Raw genomic sequence first — 19029 nt, 5'->3', positions numbered from 1 at the left:
CACTAAAGAATACACCAGATCACTAATCATTTCAACGACTGTTTTTTCATAATATAACGAAATTAATTACCACGAAGGCTAAGGGGACGCCTTGAAGGTTCTCTTAGCGACACCATAAAAACGGTTATTGTTTAGCGGACGATTTGTTCATTTTTGTATTAATGATCATTCGATAATCAAATATCACTTTTAGACAAAAACGAGCTAGCTATTCAACAACACCCCTTTACTACCCGCTAACCCATTTAACATCGTAGTCATCACTATTTCTAATTAACTGACGGTTTTGATTACCGATCAGGAAAACCAAGCCTCTTTTCTTAGGCAACAAAAAAAACACTCACCAAAGCTAGTGAGTGTTTTAAATGATGCTTGATTACTTAAGGGTAACGGAAGCACCAACTTCTTCAAGCTTAGCCTTGATGTCGTTGGCTTCGTCTTCCTTAACGTCTTCCTTAACGTTAGAAGGTGCACCATCAACAAGAGCCTTAGCATCCTTCAAGCCAAGACCAGTGATGTCCTTAACCACCTTGATAACCTTAACCTTAGCAGAACCTGCAGAAGTAAGTTCTACAGTGAAGCTGTCCTTAGCAGCAGCTTCGCCACCAGCAGCGCCGGCAACGGCTACCGGAGCAGCAGCAGAAACGTCGAATTCTTCTTCGATTGCCTTAACAAGGTCGTTAAGGTCAGAGATAGAAGCTTCCTTGAGGGAAGCGATGATAGCATCCTTATCAAAAGCCATGTTATTTTCCTCCAATATTTAGGTAATGAATTGTGTTAATGGTCGATACGATAACGTAACGATGACGCTTAGGCGGCTTCTTCGTCGCCCTTGTCGGCAACGGCCTTGACAGCCCGTGCGATCTTGCGCATTGGATCTTGCAATGCGGAAGCAAGCATGGACAGCAAGTCTTCGCGACCAGGCATCGTAGCGTATTCGTTGATGGCGTCGAGCGTTTGGACCTTCTTTTCGATGATCCCACCCTTGATTTCAAGGGCATCGTGATCATCAGCAAACTTCTTCAAGATCTTTGCTGGCGCAATCGGGTCTTCATCAGAAAAGGCAACGGCCGTTGGGCCAACAAAGGTAGCCTTCAGGTCTTCGTAGTCAGTCCCTTCAACGGCCCGTTCCAAGATCTTGTTCTTGATAACGCTCATCTTGATGTTGGCGTCACGGAGTTGCTTACGCAAGTCAGTGACTTCTTCAACAGTTAAACCACGGTAATCAACCACGATGGCGGATTCAGCGGCCAACAGTTGGGCGTTAACGGACTTGACTTCTTCCGCCTTCTTAGCGATAGCTGCTTCACTCATGAAATTACACCTCCTACATGTTAGTTTGATTGGAATTTATAAAAAATTCCCTATGACTGGCAGACATAGAGAAGGAACATTTCATTTCTTCCTCGGCAGGGTATTGAGGCTTGCGCCACCTGAGTCTTAGGCAGAGTCATATTTAATCAACTCCCCTAGGATACCAAGGTTCACCTTTAATTGCAAGTCTTTTTTGATTGTTCAGCAAAGTTCGTTTCCTAGCGGTGAAAATTTCATTTCTTCACTTTTACTAACAAATAAAGGCGAACTTTATTAAATATCTACACTAGATTGTTTTTATCTATGACCTTTGTTAGGATAGATTTATCTAATATTAACAATTTTTCCAGATTACGCATAAGGAGGTTCATCGGTTATGCAAGAACAACCACAAGAAGAGCTTAAGCGATCCCTCGGTTTGTGGTCGGCCCTTTCAATCGTGATTGGGACGATCATCGGCTCCGGGATCTTCTTTAAACAAGGGGCCGTCCTTGACTCCGCCGGCTCTTCCACCATGGCTATTTTCGCCTGGATTTTTGGTGGCGTCATCACCCTGGCCGCCGGGCTTACCATCGCCGAAATCGGTTCGCAAATGCCCTACACCGGGGGGCTGTACGTCTACATCGAAAATCTGTATGGCCGAATCTGGGGCTTTTTAGCCGGGTGGATGCAAGTCATCGTTTATGGTCCCGCCATCATCGCTTCGGTGGCTGGCTTCATGGCAATCATGATGACCAACCTCTTTGGCCTCTCCAGCGACTGGCGAATTCCCCTCGCCCTGATCACAATCCTTTTTATCGGGGCCTTAAACCTGCTCGAAAACAAGGTTGGCGCCGCCTTTTCCGTTATCACCACCGCCGGCAAGTTAATCCCGATCGCTGCCATCATCATTTTCGGTTTGCTTTGGGGACACCACAATGCCTTTGGGCAAACCGTGGGTCAAGTTAGCCAGGCCGGGGGCGGCTTCGGGGTCGCCGTTTTAGCAACCCTCTTTGGTTACGACGGCTGGATCTTGATCGCTAACCTCGGTGGGGAAATGAAAAACCCCCAAAAGTTACTACCCAAGGCGATCGTGATCGGGATCACCGCCGTCCTCGTCATCTACACCTTGATCACGGTCGGGGTGCTGCGTTTCTTACCGGCCATAATGATCCACAAACTTGGCGATAACGCCACTTCCTACCTCGCCATGGCCGCCTTTGGCCAAATGGGAGGGAAGCTGTTATCAATCGGGATTATCGTCTCAATGATGGGGACGATCAATGGTAAGATCCTGACCTTTCCGCGGATCGTTTACGCCATGGCTAAGCGCCACGACCTCCCCTTCTCCCGCCCCCTTTCCTACCTAACGCCTAAGTCAAAGAGCCCGGTGGTGGCCACCCTGTTCATCATCGTCTTGGCCACTATTATGATGCTCTTCTTTGACCCCGATCACCTGTCCGACCTGTGCGTCTTTACGGTTTACTGCTTCTACACCCTGGCCTTTTTTGGTATCTTCATTCTCCGGCGCAACAAACTGGTCAAGCGGCCCTTTTCGACCCCGTGGTACCCGTTCGTTCCGCTGGTCGCCATTGCCGGGGGGATCTTCGTTTTAATCAGCGAAATCTTTAACGATCCAGAAGGGGTGCTCTTATTTATCGGGATCGTGGTCGTTGGCCTCCCCGTTTTCTACCTGGTTAAAAAAATCGACCGGCGCCATGAATAACTAGGAACAATCAATTACCGAATCACAACTTTAACCAAAAATAGCTGGGGCATGCCGCTTTAACCACGGCTCCCCAGCTATTTTCGTTTTAACGGGCGAATTGTCAAACTAAGTGCAACGGTTTGTCAAAAAATACTTCATATGGGGTTTCATAGTTTAACACTTTGCGAGGACGTTGATTTAACTGCTTTTGGCAGTGTTCAACGTCCTGTTCTGTATAATTATCAATATCTGTTCGCTTGGGAAAATATTCCCGGATTAATCCATTTGTATTCTCATTTGTTCCACGCTGTTCAGGCGAATATGGATCGGGCCAATAGACAGTAACACCTAACCTTTCGCTGATTTCATCAAGATGAAGAAATTCGGTCCCATGATCTGGTGTAATAGAATGAACAAATTCTTTAGGAATGGCCCCTAACAGTTCAACTAAGCCTTTATTTATCTCCTGCGAGTCCTTTTGCACAACCTTTTTGATAAGCGTAAGCCGACTAAGCCGATCGACAACCGTTAAAAGGATGGAGTGACCCGTTCGACCAATCACAGTATCAATTTCCCAGTCACCTATACGTTGACGCTGGTTGATAAAACCAGGGCGCTCATGGATCGAGATATAGTCGGTCTGTACTTCTCGATGTCGTCTAGTATTCTTTGAATGCCGGGTCCGATGTTTATGTCTGAGATGGCGCTGAATACCGGTATCACCACGTGAGGAGTACTTTTCACCTAAATTGTGTTGATAGATATGACGGTAAATTGTGTTGTAGCTAACACACCATTGATGTTCCTTATTAAAGCGAGCGGTAATCTGCTCTGGTGACCAGTGCAGATCTAAGATGTAATGAACAATTTGACGGCGTAATTGTGGATGGCTGTCTAATAGCCGCTTCTTGTGACAATTCTGCCGCTTTTGATGATAGTCATTATCTGCTTTGCTTGGGGAATAATTACCTGCACAACGTTTTAACTCCCGTGAAATAGTGCTTGGATTTCGCCCCAGCCGTAACGCGACAGCCCGGATAGATAACCCCTTAGCTCGTAAAAACATAAGTATTTCACGTTCTTTTATAGTAAGATGTTTATAGCTCATACCGGATACCTCGAATTGTTTGATTTGGTCGTTAAACATATTCTACCCGGTATGGGTTTATTTTTTTACTTTGTGTTGCATTTCAATTGTAAATTCGCCCGGCACAAAAAAAGACGTGGTACAGTTACCACGTCTTTTTTACTTGAACGACAACTTAAAAAGTCGTCAGGTCAAGGGTAACGCTCGGGCCGAACGTTGAAGCGATGGAAGCGTGCTTGATGTAAGTACCACGCACAGCTGCCGGACGTGCCTTAACAACAACGTCTTCGATCGTCTTCAGGTTTTCAACCAACTTAGCGGTGTCAAAGGATACCTTCCCAAACGGTACCGCAACGTTTCCGTCCCGGTCAGTCCGGTAAGTAACTTGACCAGCCTTGGCGTCAGAAACGGCCTTAGCCACGTCCATCGTCACCGTCCCAGTCTTCGGGTTTGGCATCAGGCCCTTAGGACCAAGCACCCGACCAAGACGCCCAACTTGTGGCATCATGTCTGGAGTGGCGATGGCAACGTCGAAGTCGAGCCAGCCATCTTGAATCTTTTCAACTAAGTCTTGGTCACCAACGAAGTCAGCACCGGCTTCTTGGGCCGCCTTAGCGTTTTCACCCTTGGCAAAAACGATTACGGTTTGGTCCTTACCAGTACCGTTCGGGAGCACAATGGCACCCCGAAGTTGTTGGTCAGCTTGCTTAGTGTCAACATTTAAGTTAAATGCAACTTCAACGGTTGCGTCAAAGTTTGCGAAGTCGATTTCCTTGACCAAGTCCACCGCAGCGTCAACAGCGTATTCCTTCTTGCTGTCAACCTTCTTTAAGGCGTCTTGGTACTTCTTACCACGGTTTTTAGCCATCTTGTGTTTTCCTCCTTGCAAATATGTGGTCGAACGGAGTTACCTCCCACGTAAGGTCAGCACGTTTTAGCGTGTGACCCGGACTGCTGGGTCTTAGCCTTCGACAACGAAGCCCATGCTCCGAGCAGTACCTTCAATCATGCGCATCGCTGCTTCAACGTCAGCGGCGTTTAGATCTTGCATCTTCGTTTCGGCGATTTCCTTAACTTGGTCCTTGGTTACAGTTGCAACCTTGTTCGTGTTAGGTTCACCGGAACCGTGTTCAACACCAGCGGCCTTCTTGAGTAATACCGCAGCAGGCGGCGTCTTCGTAATGAAGTCGAAGGAACGATCCTCGTAAACCGTGATTACAACTGGGATCAGCATCCCCTTTTGATCAGCGGTCCGGGCGTTGAATTCCTTCGTGAAGCCCATAATGTTAATACCTGCTTGCCCAAGCGCAGGACCTACTGGCGGAGCTGGTGTAGCTGCACCGGCAGGAATTTGCAACTTGACAACGTTTGCTACTTTCTTTGCCACGAGACAAAACCTCCTTAGTCCGTGTTGTGGTAATGATGGGGGATTGAAATTTGCCCCTCCCACAGTATGACGATAGCATACCGTATTAATCTAGCACACCCATCGCCTAATTACAAGTCTTATTCCACCGTATCGATCTGGTTGAAGTCTAGTTCAGTCGTCGTCAAGCGGCCAAACATTTCAATTTCAACTTTTAACTTCAACTTGTCGCGGTCGACTTCGATCACCTTCCCGGACAGGTCCGCAAAGGCCCCGGCGATGATCTTAACGTTGTCACCAACTGCAACGTTGATATCGGTGCGGGCAACATCTTGGCCCATCCGTACTAGGATCCGATCCACTTCTTCAGGAAGGAGCGGGGTCGGCTTGGATCCCCCACCGTGCGAACCTAAGAAACCAGTTACGCCAGGGGTGTTTCGGGCAACGTACCAGGCTTGGTCAGTCATCACCATTTCAACTAGGACGTAACCAGGGAAGGTCTTTTCTTCGACCTCTTTTGCTTGGCCGTCCTTGACTTGGCGAACCGTTTCTTCCGGAACCACCACTTGGAAGATGTAGTCTTCCATCCCCATTGATTGGGCCCGGGATTCCAAGTTACTCTTAACACGGTTTTCGTAACCGGAGTAAGTATGCAAAACATACCAACGTTTTTCGTTTGTTTCCACGATGTCTCTCCTTTTAGAAGTGTTTTTGGCAAAATAAAAAAACCCCGTCCGCAAACGAAGCTTTTGTCCTTATCAATTAGTATAGCAAACTTTTGGCCCGCTGACTAGCTAGACGAATAACAACATCAGAAGATGAATTAGCCAGCCAAAGAGGGCAAAGAAGAGAATGAAAAAGATCGTAATTGATAAAACGATGGTGGTATCGCGCCGGTTTTCCTTTGCCGTTGGCCACACCACCCGGTGCATTTCATCCCTAACGCTTCCGATAAATTTCAATGGGTGCATGTTTTCCTCCAAAATTAGCGTGTTTCCCGGTGAACGGTCACTTTTCCGCAGTGCTTGCAAAACTTTTTGAGCTCCAAGCGCTCCTCGTGGTTAGGACGTGCGGGCACGGAATAGTTCCGGCGCCCGCATTCGCTGCACTCGAGGGCCACTTTTTTCACCATGCCATCGCCTCCCTTATCTGCTCTAGATTAGCACGAATCACCCGGTTTGATCAACCGGTGTCCCCTAGCCAAGGTGCTTCTTTAACTTCGCCCGGGCCCGGTGGAGGGCGTTTTTCACCTTCCGTTCAGAACACCCCATTACCTGCGCAATTTCCGTTAAGTCTCGGCCCTCACTCTCTAGTAGGTAGGCTTCCCGCTCGTTTGTCGAACACTGGGCCAAAAATTCCTGGTAGCTGGCCCGCCACATTACGATCTGCTCTGGGGTTAGCACCGGATCTTGGATCATCGTCACGTCGTTTTCGGCGTTGAGGTCTTGAACCAGTTGGGCGGGGATCCGCTTTTCCGCCCGGGTTTGCCGGTACAAGTCGCGCAAGCGGTTGGTGAGTAACTGGCGGTAATACCAGCAAAAACGCGTCCTTTGTTCCTGGCGATAATTGTGGACCGCCCGGTCTAAAACCAAGAAGGCCTCTTGTTGCCAGTCCTGACGATCCAGGTTGGCGATTGAGTAATTTAACCACAACCGACGCACCAGTGGTTGGTAGCGGTCAAAGAGTTCTCCCAACGTCTCATTATCACCCTTAGTCGCACCATTAATCAAAGCTAACTCCACCCGCTCTTCATCACTTAATTGATAGGCTTCCATGAATTTTCCTCCCCCGTATTTATTATTCTCCTCCCTTGCAATAAATTACGTTATCAAAGTCCGGAAGCGTTTACAAATACTGAAAATCGCGTTTTAGCACTTTGTAAATTTTCATAGCCAAATTGCGAAAATTTGGTTTCGCCAATTTGGCTTTCTCGCTAATCAACTTACAAACAATTAAACCCCCAGCCCAACTTGGACTGGGGGGTCGCTTTCGCTTATTTTTATGTCGTCATGATTAGTCGAGCGGGTGACGAGTGGCAAAGCCCTGATAAATTAGTAAACTAGCCGCAACTGAAGCATTTAAACTTTGTACATGCCCAATCATCGGGATTGTTAGCATCTCGTCACAAGTTTTTTTCAGTAGTGGAGAAATTCCCTTTCCCTCGTTACCAATTACCAGCGCCACAGCGCCCTTAGCGTCCCAGCGCCGGTAGTCAGTTCCTTGCATATCGGTGCCAAACAGCCAAACACCGCTTTTTTGCAACTCTTTAGCTACCTGAACCAGGTTGGTCACCCGGGCGACCGGAACGTGTTCGATTGCCCCCGTTGACGTCTTGGCTACCACCGAGGTCAGGCCCACCGACCGCCGCTTGGGGATAATGATGCCGTGAACCCCGGCCGCATCCGCCGTCCGTAAAATCGAACCCAAGTTGTGCGGGTCTGCTAATTCATCCAAAATCAAGAAGAAGGGTTCCTCATCCTTTTGGGCCGCGTTTTCAAACAGGTCGTCCACGGTGGCATATTGGTACGCCGCCACGGCCAGGGCCACCCCCTGGTGGTTTTGCCCGGCCGTCATCTGATCCAGCTTCGTCTTGGGAACGTTTGAAATGACCAGGTGCCGTTCCTTAGCCGACTTCACCAGCTGAGCAATAGCGTCGGTCTTTAATCCCTTTTGGATAAACACCTTGTTGATTTCTTGGTCGGACTTTAAAGCCGCCATCGCCGGGTGGCGCCCAATGATAAATTCGCTGTTTTCTTCGTTAGTCTTCATGGATTAGGTTCCCCCGTTCAACTTGCTTGATGCACCACGCCGCCAGTTCGGCCACCCGCTCCTGCTGACCAGCTAGTTGCAAGTAGCCAAACAGGGCCTCAAACCCGGTTGACTGCCGGTAAGTTAAGACCGAGGTATTTTTGGCGTGGGTGTAACTGTTGGCGTTACGCCCCCGTTTGTAGTAGGCCCACTCTTCTTCGGTCAGGTAGTCTTCTTCTTGCATCTTGAGGATTAGGGCCGCCTGGGCCTTAGCCGAAACGTAGTTAGTGGCCTTTTTTTGCAGGCGGTTAGGCTTACTCATCCCGAGGGCTAACAGGTGTTGGCGGATGAACACCTCATAGACGGCGTCGCCCAAATAGGCCAGGGCGATCCCGTTCAATTGCTGATAATCTGCTTGTTCCATTGGTGACTAATTTGATTCCTTTCTGTAACGGGTCCCCTGGGGGGTGTCCTCTAAAATGATCCCCTGGTCCCTTAACTGGTCGCGGATCTGGTCACTTAAAGCGAAGTCTTTTTCCGCCCGGGCGGCGTTGCGCTTTTCGATCAGTTCCTTAATTTTTTCGTCGTTAATTTCAGTAGCGGAAACGGCCAGGTCAACCCCAAAGACCGCTACTAACCGTTTTAACATTAATTGAATGGCAACGATTGGTTCGCGCTGCACCAGGCGTTGTTCAACGTACTGGTTAGCAAAGCGCATCAACTCGTAAACCACGGCAATCCCGTTTTGAACGTTAATATCATCATCCATGGCTGCCACAAAGCGGGCCCGGAAGTCCGCTAGTTGCCGTTGCACGCCGCCATCGGTCCCGGACGTAGCGTCTTTGAGCCGGTAAGCCAGGTTGTCGTAAGTGTTTTTTAAGTGCTCTAAGTTAGCTTGGGCTTCCACCAAGCTTTCTTGACTGTATTGAATTGGGCGCCGGTACTGGGTCGTTGACATGAAGAACCGTAACACCTGCGGGTCAACTTCCTTAATTAAGTCGTGCACCGTGACGAAGTTGCCCAGGGACTTGCTCATCTTTTCGTTGTCCCTACCGATCGTTACAAAGCCGTTGTGCATCCAGTAGTTAACGAAGCGGTGGCCCGTCTTGGCTTCGCTCTGGGCGATTTCATTTTCGTGGTGGGGGAACTCGAGGTCCTGACCACCGGCGTGAATGTCTAGGGTATCACCCAGGTACTTGGTTGACATCACCGAGCACTCAATATGCCAGCCCGGGCGCCCGGCCCCCCACGGGGAGTCCCACTTGATCTCGCCGGGCTTGGCCGCCTTCCAGAGGGCGAAATCGAGCGGGTCCTTTTTTTTTGCCACCTCTTCTGTTGAAACGTGTTCGCTAGCCCCGACTTCCAGGTCGTCTAGGGACTGACCGGACAGTTGACCATAGTGGGCAAACTTGCGGGCCCGGTAGTACACGTCGCCCCCACTTTGGTAGGCGTAGCCCTTTTCAATCAGGTCTTCAATAAAGGAAATAATCCCGTCAATGTTTTCGGTTGCCCGGGGGTGGGTAGTGGCGGGTTCGACGTTCAAAGCGGCGGTGTCTTCCATGTAGGCTTGGATGTACTTATACGCCAACTCTGGCACCGTGATCCCCTGCTCCTTGGCGGCCTTTATCATCTTGTCATCAACATCGGTGAAGTTGGAGACGTAATTAACTTGGTAGCCAGAAAACTCTAGGTAGCGGCGCACCGTATCAAAGGCGACCACGCTCCGGGCGTTGCCGATGTGAATATAATTGTAGACGGTCGGACCACAGACGTACATGTTAACGATCCCTGCTTGTTGGGGGTGAAATTCTTCTTTTTGCCGGGTGAGTGTGTTGTATATTTTCAACATGTGATTACCTCCAGTGGTCGATCTAGAATAGTACTATCTTACCACAAGTTGGACGGGACCAGTGGCGAACCCAGAAATGGGGTTTGATAATTATTAAGCACTTAGTCATATTTTCTTCACAACCAACTGATACTATATAAACCGTAGCAAGGAAACGAGCTACATTTAACCGAAACCTATTATTTTTCAATTACTCCTCCCAATAGTAACCGAAAAATATACTTTTACGAAATCTCCCCCAAGATATCGTAATACTCCTCTGCGGTGGTCCTCCCAAGCCACCGCTTTTTTATTGCCAAAAATAACGCCCAGTGAGCTTCGTTAAACCGAACCCCACTGGGCGTTTGTTATTTCTTTTGATCAAACGGGTCCCATTCGTACTTGGCCCGCGCCCCACCAATTAACTTGGGCCGGGAACGTAAGTAAGTAACGTGGGCCTGGCCAATTTCTTTGACGCTGGTCCGCACCGGAATCTGGACAAACTTAACCTGCATGCCGATACTGGTGTCGCCAATGTCAATGCCGGCCTCGGCCACCACGTGTTCAACTTCAACGGGATCATCAAAGAGTTCAAAGGCCGCCACCTGTCCGGCCCCACCAGCGTGCAGCTGCGGGTAAACGGTCACGATCTCCAAGCCCCGTTGTTCTGCCACCGCCCGTTCCACCACCAGGGCCCGGTTAAGATGTTCACACCCCTGCACGGCCAGGTTAATCCCCCTCGGTGCCAATAATTCCACGATCGCTTTAACGACCGTCCTTCCAATCTCAATGTTGGAATCTTGGCCGATGTGTTCACCCTGCACCTCACTGGTGCTCAGCCCCAAGACAAACAGGTCGCCACGCTTTAAGTGGGCGGCTTCTAATAACTCCGTCACCCCGGTTTGGGTGGCCGCTTTAATTTGATTTAGTGACTCCATAGGCTCCCTCTTTTGGAACAAAAACCGTCCCTTTGCTGGCTTGCTAAGGGACGGTTTTTCAATGTGCTTACTTGTTTTCTTCTAACTGGGCAATCATCTCATCCAAGTGGGCCAAGGTCTTTTCCTGCCCAAAAAGTTCGATGCTTTCCGGTAACTCCGGCCCGTGCGTTTCGTGGGTTACGGCGATCCGCAGTGGCATCCAGAGCTTGCGCCCCTTCACCTTGGTACTCTTTTGCACGTCCTTAATGGCGGCTAAGACACCGGTTGCGTCCATGAAGTCCATGGCGGCGACCCGGTCCCGGAAGGCCTTAATCACTACCAGGGCGGTGTCTTCTTGCATTTCGGCCTTCGCTTCTTCAGAAATGTCTTCCGGGCCGTTCACAAACGGCTTAACGTAGTCGACAATTTCTCTTGCGTAAGAAATTTCGCGCTTGAAGAGTTCCACTAACCGCCGCATCCATTCCATCTTGTATGGGTTGGCGTTCTTTTCAATCAAACCAGCGTCCAACAGCTGTGGCATGGCCACGTGGAAGACCTCATCGGCTGACGAAAGTTTCATGTACTGGTTGTTGATCCACTGGAGCTTCTTGCGGTCAAAGGCGGCTGGTGACTTGGACAGCCGCTTTTCATCGTACATCTTAACGAATTCCTTTAAGGAGAAGATTTCGTCTTCCCCAACCGGGGACCAGCCCAAGAGGATGATGAAGTTATCCATTGCTTCCGGCAGGTACCCCAGGTCGCGGTATTGCTCGATGAATTGGAGCACCGATTCGTCCCGCTTGGAAAGCTTCTTACCGGTTTCGTTATTGATGATCAAGGACATGTGGCCAAATTCCGGTACCTTCCAGCCCAGGGCTTGGTAGATGGCCATTTGCTTTGGCGTGTTAGAAACGTGGTCATCGCCGCGGAACACGTGGCTGATCTTCATCAGGTGGTCGTCAATGACAACGGCAAAGTTGTACGTTGGCATCCCGTCGCGCTTTTGGATGACAAAGTCGCCCCCAATTGATTGGGCCTCAAACGACATGGGTCCCTTAACCAGGTCTTCCCATTCAAAGACTTCATCCTTAGGTACCCGGAACCGGATGACCGGCTTTAATCCCTTTTCTTCGGCTGCTTCTTGGGCCGCCTTGATTTGGTCATCGCTCATGCCGGCATATTCGTATTCATAGTGTGGCATTTGGTGGGCCGCCTTTTGGGCTTCCCGTTGGGCCTCCAGTTCCTCTTCGGTCATGTAGGACTTGTAAGCCAGGCCCTTATCCATTAATTCTTGAATGTATTGGGCATAGATGTCCTTACGTTCGGATTGGCGGTAAGGACCAAAGTCGCCGCCCTTATCCGGACCTTCATCCCAGTCCAGCCCCATCCACTTCAGGTTGTCGAGCTGGCTGCGTTCCCCGTCCGCAATGTTGCGCTTGGTGTCGGTGTCTTCAATCCGGATGATAAACTTTCCGTGGTTGTGCCGGGCAAATAAGTAGTTGAACAATGCGGTCCGTGCGTTCCCAATGTGTAGGTGTCCGGTCGGACTAGGAGCGTAACGAACGCGAATTTCATTCTTTGACAAGATTTCCGCCTCTTTCGTAAAAATAAGTGTTTCCTAACTAGTGTAGCCTTCCCCCCTTAAAAAGAAAAGGCTATTTCTTGGATTGTTCCTTTTGACCGTGGTGATGACCATCAATTCCCTTGGTGGAATGCAGGGGACGGGCAAATATCATCCGCCCGGCGTCGGTTTGCAACGCCGAGGTAACCTCCACTTCAATCCGTTCGTTCATGAAGTAGCGACCGTCTTCGACCACCACCATTGTGCCATCATCTAAGTACGCCACCCCTTGCTGGCGCTCGGTCCCCTTTTTGACCACCGTTACCGTTAAGTGTTCACCCGGGATTACCCGCGGACGAAGGGACTTGGCCAGGTTGTTGATGTTTAAAACCTGAATGTTTTGAAACTGGATGACCTTGTTTAAGTTCCAGTCGTTAGTCACAATTACCCCATCCACCTTTTTGGCCAGGGCAATCAACTTGGAGTCGACCTCGTCGATGTCATCAAAGTCGCCCTCGTACATTTCAACGGGGGCAATCCGTTCTTCTTGAAGCTTATTTAAAATGTCCAAGCCCCGCCGGCCCCGGACCCGCTTGATCGAGTCCCCGGAATCGGCGATGTATTGTAATTCATACAAGACAAAGTTAGGGACCAACAGCGTTCCTTCCAAAAAGCCGGTCTTAACTAGGTCGTAAATCCGTCCGTCAATCAAGATGTTGGTATCTAAAATCTTATAGTGGTGGTAGTTATCGTCTTGACGTTTAATAACTTGACTCTGCGTATCCTTATCGAGATCGCGCCGCATACCTAAGAGGTTTCGCCAATCATCGAGCCGGGTCGTCCCGATCCGAAACCCCCAATAAGAAAAGACCACCATTAACAAAAGGGGCAAAATATTATTCACCACCGGTACTCGCGTGCGCCAGAGAGGAATGGAAATTAAAATTGCTAAAATAAGGCCGACAATGGTGGCCAGCGCCCCAAAGATTAGGTAAATCGGGTTCTGCTTAGCTAGGGCTTGTTCGGTTCGTTTCATCAGGCTGGCGACCCAGTCGGCTAGGGATAACGATAATAAGAAAAAGAGCACCGCCCCGATTACCATGTCCACAATTGCCAACAACGAAGTGGCCAGCTTAAAGCCAATTGCCGCCCACAACAGTGGCAGGTAGTAAAAGCCAATCGCCGCCCCCACAATCGTGAAGGCTAACCGAATTATCCGTTTTTTCATTATTACACCCCCCTTCGCTACCAATTTTACCCCTATCCAAGGGCAATTTTAAGTGCTTCGCCAAGGGTCGTTACCCCCACGACTTCGATGTCTTGCGGCGGGTTCCAACCCGCTAAATTGTTTTTGGGCACTAAAATCCGCTTAAAGCCTAGTTTAGCGGCTTCGGCCACCCGCTGTTCAATTCGGCTCACCCGACGGATCTCCCCGGTTAAGCCAACTTCACCGACGAAGGCGTCGGTCGGCCGGGTCCCCTTATCCCGGTAAGAAGAAGCAATTGCCACCGCGATCGCAAGGTCGATGGCCGGCTCGTCTAACTTAACGCCCCCGGCCGCCTTCAAGTAGGCATCCTGGTTTTGTAAGAGCAGGTTCGCCCGTTTTTCTAGGACCGCCATGATCAAGGAAACCCGGTTGCGGTTTAAACCTGTCGCCGTTCTTTGGGCGTTTCCAAAGACGGTTGGCGTGATCAAGGCCTGGATTTCAACCAGGATCGGTCGGGTTCCCTCCAGGGATACGACCACGGCCGACCCGGTGGCATCCTTAAGCCGCTCTTCCAAAAAGATTTCCGAGGGGTTTGCGACCTCGGTCAAACCGCGGGTATTCATTTCGAAGATCCCTAACTCATTGGTGGACCCAAACCGGTTTTTGACCGACCGTAAAATCCGGTAGGTGTGGTGGAGGTCCCCTTCAAAGTACAGCACCGTGTCAACCATGTGTTCCAAGATCTTGGGCCCGGCTAAGACCCCACCCTTGGTGACGTGACCAACCACGAAGACCGTGATGTTTTGCCCCTTGGCAATCTGCATCAACTGGGCGGTGACCGCCCGGATTTGGGAGACCGACCCAATCGCCGAGGTCACGTCGGCCGCCTGCATCGTCTGAACCGAGTCAATGATTACAAACTCGGGCTGAATGGAATCAATCGTCGCCCGGATGGCTTCCATGTTGGTTTCCGGGTAGATATAAAAGTCCTCGCCGGAAACGTCTAAGCGTTGGGCCCGCAATTTAATTTGGGAGGCTGATTCTTCCCCGGAAACGTAAAGAACCTTGTGGTGTTCCACGCTCAGTTGCCCCGACACTTGTAAGAGCAGGGTGGACTTTCCGATCCCGGGATCCCCACCAATTAAGACCAACGAGCCGGGTACAATTCCGCCACCTAGCACCCGGTTTAACTCATTTAAGCGGGTCTTAACCCGGGGCGTTTTTTTGGTGTCAATTTCTTGGATTCGCTGGGGCCGGGCCACAATCCCGGTTAAGGTTGCCGTAGCGTTTTTAGCCGCCGGGGTACTTGCCTGCTCGACTTCTTCAACTAAGGTACTCCACTGGCCACAATTGGGACACCGCCCTAAATAGCGCGGTGAATTGTAACCGCAGTTTTGGCAGACAAAGTGTGTTTTGGCTTTTGCCATCCTGGTTCCTCCCTATTGTTTCGTGGAACCAAAGCCCCCGCTTCTCTTTGCCTGTGGAACCTCCTCTTGGTCGGCCACCAGGTAAGGGACAAAGATTCCCTGGGCGATGCGTTCGCCCTTTTTAATGTGATAATCGCGCAGGCCGTAATTGACCAGCTGAACAAAGATTTCCCCTTCGTTGGCGGGGTTATCGTAGTAATCGGCGTCGATGATGCCAACCCCGTTTGGTAAAATCAACCGCCGCTTTAGGGGGCCACTGGACCGGTTGACTAAGATTAAGACCTCATCTGGTTGCATATAAGCCTTGATTCCGGTCGGCACTAAGTACGGCTTTAGTGACTTATCGGCCCGGTCAAGCTCTTCTGTCGTCAAGTAGCGCTTAGCTTGGCGAAGCTTGTACAGGGCCCTAATGAAGTTACCCTTCCAAATTGAAGGAAGGGTAAAGTCCGTTGCCGCCGCAAAGTCGTAACCAGCCGCCTGCTTTGTTTGCCGCTTAGGAAGGGTTAACCCCGCCTCTTGATAAGTAGAGACCACTTGGAACCCACGTTTCATTTCGTTCACCTCAAAATCAATTTTGTTATTCGATTGTACCATGGTTTCAGACTTGGTTACTCCCTAAACGACCATCAAAATTCAAGACCCAGCTTGGTTCGGTATGGAAGGGGTTTCGCTCCTGAGTTGACATTTGAATTTAAAGCGGGCACAATTTAGGCAAAGGCGTCTAACGCTTGTTTTACAAGGAGGTAAAACGATGCACTACAAATACGAAAATAACGTTTTAACCGTGACTAACGATCAGGGCGAATACGTCGGCGAACTTGACTACCCGGCCATCCCTGATTACGACAACCGTTACGCTATCGAACGGGTCTTCGTCGCTTCCACTTACCGGGGCACCGGGGTGGCTAGCGACCTAGTCAAGACCTTCGTAGAACACGCTAAAGAGGAGGGCTGGGTGATTAAACTAATGTGCCCATACGCCGTGGCTCAGTTCAAGCGCCACCCCGAATACCAAAAGGTCCTCTTGCCAGAAGATCGCTTCCCCACCACTTTTACCGATTAAAAGGAATTTTTATGAACCAACAAGACATTTTAAAACAATTGGTTGGCCAAACTGCCGCCAAGCTCGTTAAAAACGGCATGATCGTTGGGCTGGGCACCGGCTCCACCGTTCGTTTTTTAGTTGACGCCCTAGGCAAACGGGTCCAAGAAGAGGGCCTAGCAATTACTGGGGTCACCACCTCCAACCGGACGACCGCCCAGGCCACTTCCCTGGGGATCAAAATCGTTGACCTCGATGACGTCGACCACGTTGACCTGACGATTGACGGCGCCGATGAAGTCGACCGAGACTTTTATGGTATCAAGGGGGGCGGGGGTGCCCTCTTGTGGGAAAAGATCGTCAACGACGCCTCAACCAATAACGTGTGGATTGTTGACCAATCCAAGGTGGTTGACCGGATTGGCGCCTTCGGGGTCCCGGTGGAAGTGATCCCGTTTGGTGCAAGCAAGGTCTTTGCGAAGTTTGAGCACCAGGGTTACCAGCCACAATGGCGAACGGACGAAGCGGGTCAATTATACCGGACTGATGAAAACAACTACATCATCGACCTCAAACTGGGGCCGTTAACCGACCCGCTGGCCCTGGCTGAAGATCTCATTAACACGGTTGGGGTGGTTGAACACGGTCTCTTCTTAAACCGGGTCAACCAAGTGATCGTCGGTAATGAGGCCGGGATTACCACCCTCACCGCTCCCTAAGCCCTTCATTTCGAAAGGATGGTTACAATGGAAGAAAACACTAACAACATGCTACAAGGCCTTCCCTACACCCCGCAAAGTGCGGAACTAACCGCCTTTCGCACCGAGGGACACCGGCTGTGTGCCGCCTACAACCAAACCCTAGAAACCGAGACCGGAAAACGGGCGTCCCTGCTCCAACAGTTGGTACCCCAGCACGGTCACAACTGTTGTTTGCAAGGACCCATCCAGTTCGACTATGGGCGCTTCACTACGATTGGTGACAATTTTTACGCCAACTTCAACTTAACCGTTTTAGACACCTGCCCGGTGACGATCGGCGATAACGTGATGTTCGGGCCCAACGTTACCCTGACCACGGCTAGTCACCCCTTACGCTACCAGCAACGTAACGCCCGGGTTAATGAAGACGGCGAACTATTCGACTACGAACTGGGCGCCCCGATCACAATCGGTAACAACTGCTGGCTGGGGGCCAACGTAACCGTCTTGGGCGGGGTCACAATTGATGACGGCGCCGTGATTGGCGCCGGTAGCGTGGTCACCAAGGACGTTCCTAAAGACGCCCTGGTGGTTGGTGTCCCCGGCCGGGTTGTCCGGATAATCTCGGCCGCCGATCGCTTAGAGAACTTTCCCTACTAACCACCCCGCCGCCCGATTTCGTATTATAATGGGTCCTAAATCAACAAAGGAGCGTATTTTTAGATGAGTTTTTCAATTTCTGCCGCCGACTTAGCGGCCTTTCACGAAGACTATGCCGGTCGTAAGGACAGCGCCGTTTTAGAGCGAGCCGTCACCAAGAACGGGGTCAAGGCCGCTAGCTTTGATTGGCACTCCAAGGCCGACAACGACCAACACTTTTCGATTGACCTTTCCACCGGTAACGTTGCCGACCAAAAGCAATCCGGACGCTGCTGGATGTTTGCGGCCTTAAACACGATGCGCCACGACATGCAACAAAAGTTCAACCTGCCCGAAGACTTTGAGCTTTCCCAATCCTACCAATTCTTCTGGGACAAGTTCGAAAAGGCCAACTACTTCTACGAAAACGTCATCCAGACCGCCAACCTTCCTCACGATGATCGGAAGGTGGCTTGGCTGATGGAAACCCCGCAACAAGACGGGGGTCAGTGGGACATGTTGTGCGCCCTGATCGAAAAGTACGGGGTCGTTCCGCAAAGCGCAATGCCGGAAAGCTACAACTCCTCTCAATCACGCGAAATTAACGCCGTTTTAAATAACCAGCTGCGCCACGACGCCGTTATTTTACGGCAACTGGTCCAACAAAACTACGCCCCCACCCGGATCGACGAAGAGCGCCGGTCGATGCTCAACAACGTCTACCGGATGCTGTCATATGCCTTTGGCGAACCAGTAACTACCTTTGATTTTGAGTACCGGACCAAAAAGGACCACGAGTTCCACCGTGACGCTAACTTAACGCCGACCGAATTCTTCCAAAAGTACGTTGGCTGGAACTTGGACGACTACGTTTCCATCATTCAGGCCCCGACTAAAGACAAGTCCTACCACCAAACCTACACGATTGACATGTTGGGTAACGTGGTCGGGGGCCGGCCAATCAAGCACTTAAACCTACCAATGGATGAATTTAAGGCCTTGGCGGTTAAGCAACTCGAAAACGGTGAGAGCGTTTGGTTCGGCTCCGACGTTTCTAAGTATTCCGAAACCAAGCTAGGCTTGATGGCTTTAAACACTTACGCCTACGAAGACCTCTTCGACACCGAACTAGCCATGTCAAAGGCCGACTCCTTAGACTATGGCGAATCAATGATGAACCACGCCATGGTTTTGACCGGGGTCGACATCGTTGACGGCCAGCCAACCAAGTGGAAGGTTGAAAACTCCTGGGGAAGCAAGGTCGGCGAAAAGGGCTACTTTGTCATGTCCGACGCTTGGATGGATAAGTACTGCTACCAAGTGGTCATCAACAAGGCTTACTTGAGCGACGACCTCTTAGCCGCCCAAGCAAAGGAACCAGTCGTTTTAAAGCCGTGGGACCCAATGGGAACTTTGGCCTAAACCTAAGATTAGTTCAGGACGAAAATTACTCGTTCTGAACTTTTTTGTTACCCTAACAGATGGAGCTAAGGTCGTCCATGGCC

The 19029-nt window shown here is 50.4% G+C and carries 22 protein-coding genes and 1 other annotated feature; of the genes, 5 read left to right on the top strand and 17 right to left on the bottom strand.

The genetic code is table 11. From position 1 onward, the window contains the following. Positions 1 to 376 precede the first annotated feature (376 nt). Positions 377 to 742 carry a 50S ribosomal protein L7/L12 gene (gene rplL, locus FG166_RS01800; protein WP_004562749.1) on the bottom strand — a complete coding sequence of 122 codons (366 nt, stop codon included), beginning with the start codon at positions 740 to 742 and terminating at the stop codon, positions 377 to 379. 68 nt (positions 743 to 810) lie between these two features. Next, entirely contained in the window at positions 811 to 1314 is a 504-nt protein-coding gene (rplJ, locus tag FG166_RS01795) for a 50S ribosomal protein L10 (protein ID WP_004562748.1), read from the bottom strand. A 32-nt stretch (positions 1315 to 1346) separates the two neighbouring features. Next, positions 1347 to 1463 (bottom strand) — a sequence feature (ribosomal protein L10 leader region). Positions 1464 to 1690: 227 nt separating this feature from the next. On the opposite strand from rplJ, the gene FG166_RS01790 reads away from it, so the two are divergent. After that, the gene (locus FG166_RS01790; RefSeq protein WP_004562747.1) at positions 1691 to 3019 is read left to right on the top strand and encodes an APC family permease; all 1329 of its coding nucleotides are present in this window, start codon (positions 1691 to 1693) and stop codon (positions 3017 to 3019) included. A gap of 103 nt (positions 3020 to 3122) precedes the next feature. Here FG166_RS01790 and FG166_RS01785 read toward each other — a convergent pair whose 3' ends face one another. The 15 genes from FG166_RS01785 to FG166_RS01715 all read right to left on the bottom strand — a co-directional run bounded on the left by FG166_RS01785 (position 3123) and on the right by FG166_RS01715 (position 15694). Further along, positions 3123 to 4109 carry an IS30 family transposase gene (locus FG166_RS01785; RefSeq protein WP_014562415.1) on the bottom strand — a complete coding sequence of 329 codons (987 nt, stop codon included), beginning with the start codon at positions 4107 to 4109 and terminating at the stop codon, positions 3123 to 3125. Between the two features lie 154 nt (positions 4110 to 4263). Beyond that, a complete protein-coding gene (gene rplA / locus FG166_RS01780) occupies positions 4264 to 4956 on the bottom strand; it encodes a 50S ribosomal protein L1 (protein WP_004562746.1) in 693 nt (230 codons plus the stop codon). A 93-nt stretch (positions 4957 to 5049) separates the two neighbouring features. Beyond that, positions 5050 to 5475 (bottom strand): 50S ribosomal protein L11, encoded by a 426-nt coding sequence (rplK, locus tag FG166_RS01775; protein WP_004562745.1) that lies wholly within the window; start codon positions 5473 to 5475, stop codon positions 5050 to 5052. A gap of 119 nt (positions 5476 to 5594) precedes the next feature. Next, positions 5595 to 6140, bottom strand: a complete 546-nt coding sequence (gene nusG / locus FG166_RS01770; protein WP_021349745.1) for a transcription termination/antitermination protein NusG — start codon at positions 6138 to 6140, stop codon at positions 5595 to 5597. 108 nt (positions 6141 to 6248) lie between these two features. Then, a complete protein-coding gene (gene secE, locus FG166_RS01765; protein ID WP_004562743.1) occupies positions 6249 to 6425 on the bottom strand; it encodes a preprotein translocase subunit SecE in 177 nt (58 codons plus the stop codon). Positions 6426 to 6439: 14 nt separating this feature from the next. Continuing rightward, positions 6440 to 6586 carry a 50S ribosomal protein L33 gene (rpmG, locus tag FG166_RS01760; RefSeq protein ID WP_004562742.1) on the bottom strand — a complete coding sequence of 49 codons (147 nt, stop codon included), beginning with the start codon at positions 6584 to 6586 and terminating at the stop codon, positions 6440 to 6442. Between the two features lie 64 nt (positions 6587 to 6650). Continuing rightward, positions 6651 to 7229: an RNA polymerase sigma factor gene (locus FG166_RS01755; RefSeq protein ID WP_004562741.1), complete on the bottom strand. Its 579-nt coding sequence runs from the start codon at positions 7227 to 7229 to the stop codon at positions 6651 to 6653. A 238-nt stretch (positions 7230 to 7467) separates the two neighbouring features. After that, the gene (rlmB, locus tag FG166_RS01750; protein ID WP_004562740.1) at positions 7468 to 8223 is read right to left on the bottom strand and encodes a 23S rRNA (guanosine(2251)-2'-O)-methyltransferase RlmB; all 756 of its coding nucleotides are present in this window, start codon (positions 8221 to 8223) and stop codon (positions 7468 to 7470) included. After that, the gene (locus FG166_RS01745) at positions 8213 to 8626 is read right to left on the bottom strand and encodes a Mini-ribonuclease 3 (protein WP_004562739.1); all 414 of its coding nucleotides are present in this window, start codon (positions 8624 to 8626) and stop codon (positions 8213 to 8215) included. The genes rlmB and FG166_RS01745 overlap by 11 nt, the downstream gene beginning before the upstream one ends. A 6-nt stretch (positions 8627 to 8632) precedes the next feature. Next, positions 8633 to 10051, bottom strand: coding sequence for a cysteine--tRNA ligase (cysS, locus tag FG166_RS01740; protein WP_004562738.1), 1419 nt, complete (start codon positions 10049 to 10051; stop codon positions 8633 to 8635). A 347-nt stretch (positions 10052 to 10398) separates the two neighbouring features. Further along, a complete protein-coding gene (locus FG166_RS01735) occupies positions 10399 to 10968 on the bottom strand; it encodes a TIGR01440 family protein (protein ID WP_004562737.1) in 570 nt (189 codons plus the stop codon). Between the two features lie 67 nt (positions 10969 to 11035). Further along, positions 11036 to 12532 carry a glutamate--tRNA ligase gene (gene gltX / locus FG166_RS01730; protein WP_012390831.1) on the bottom strand — a complete coding sequence of 499 codons (1497 nt, stop codon included), beginning with the start codon at positions 12530 to 12532 and terminating at the stop codon, positions 11036 to 11038. Between the two features lie 70 nt (positions 12533 to 12602). Continuing rightward, positions 12603 to 13736 carry a PIN/TRAM domain-containing protein gene (locus tag FG166_RS01725; RefSeq protein ID WP_004562735.1) on the bottom strand — a complete coding sequence of 378 codons (1134 nt, stop codon included), beginning with the start codon at positions 13734 to 13736 and terminating at the stop codon, positions 12603 to 12605. A gap of 32 nt (positions 13737 to 13768) precedes the next feature. After that, positions 13769 to 15142 carry a DNA repair protein RadA gene (gene radA / locus FG166_RS01720; protein ID WP_004562734.1) on the bottom strand — a complete coding sequence of 458 codons (1374 nt, stop codon included), beginning with the start codon at positions 15140 to 15142 and terminating at the stop codon, positions 13769 to 13771. 12 nt (positions 15143 to 15154) lie between these two features. Beyond that, entirely contained in the window at positions 15155 to 15694 is a 540-nt protein-coding gene (locus FG166_RS01715) for a dCTP deaminase/dUTPase family protein (RefSeq protein WP_004563338.1), read from the bottom strand. A 199-nt stretch (positions 15695 to 15893) separates the two neighbouring features. Between FG166_RS01715 and FG166_RS01710 the strand changes: the two genes are divergently transcribed. The 4 genes from FG166_RS01710 to FG166_RS01695 all read left to right on the top strand — a co-directional run bounded on the left by FG166_RS01710 (position 15894) and on the right by FG166_RS01695 (position 18946). Continuing rightward, positions 15894 to 16205, top strand: a complete 312-nt coding sequence (locus FG166_RS01710; RefSeq protein ID WP_004562732.1) for a GNAT family N-acetyltransferase — start codon at positions 15894 to 15896, stop codon at positions 16203 to 16205. Positions 16206 to 16216: 11 nt separating this feature from the next. After that, the gene (rpiA, locus tag FG166_RS01705) at positions 16217 to 16903 is read left to right on the top strand and encodes a ribose-5-phosphate isomerase RpiA (RefSeq protein WP_004562731.1); all 687 of its coding nucleotides are present in this window, start codon (positions 16217 to 16219) and stop codon (positions 16901 to 16903) included. Between the two features lie 27 nt (positions 16904 to 16930). Continuing rightward, a complete protein-coding gene (locus FG166_RS01700) occupies positions 16931 to 17545 on the top strand; it encodes a sugar O-acetyltransferase (RefSeq protein ID WP_035431296.1) in 615 nt (204 codons plus the stop codon). Positions 17546 to 17608: 63 nt separating this feature from the next. Then, the gene (locus tag FG166_RS01695) at positions 17609 to 18946 is read left to right on the top strand and encodes a C1 family peptidase (RefSeq protein WP_004562729.1); all 1338 of its coding nucleotides are present in this window, start codon (positions 17609 to 17611) and stop codon (positions 18944 to 18946) included. Positions 18947 to 19029: the final 83 nt, after the last annotated feature.

It is taken from the genome of Limosilactobacillus fermentum (assembly GCF_013394085.1).
GTDB classification, from domain to species: Bacteria; Bacillota; Bacilli; order Lactobacillales; family Lactobacillaceae; genus Limosilactobacillus; species Limosilactobacillus fermentum.
The sequence above is the reverse complement of the archived record's forward strand: the minus strand, read 5'-3'. Positions and strand labels throughout refer to the sequence as shown.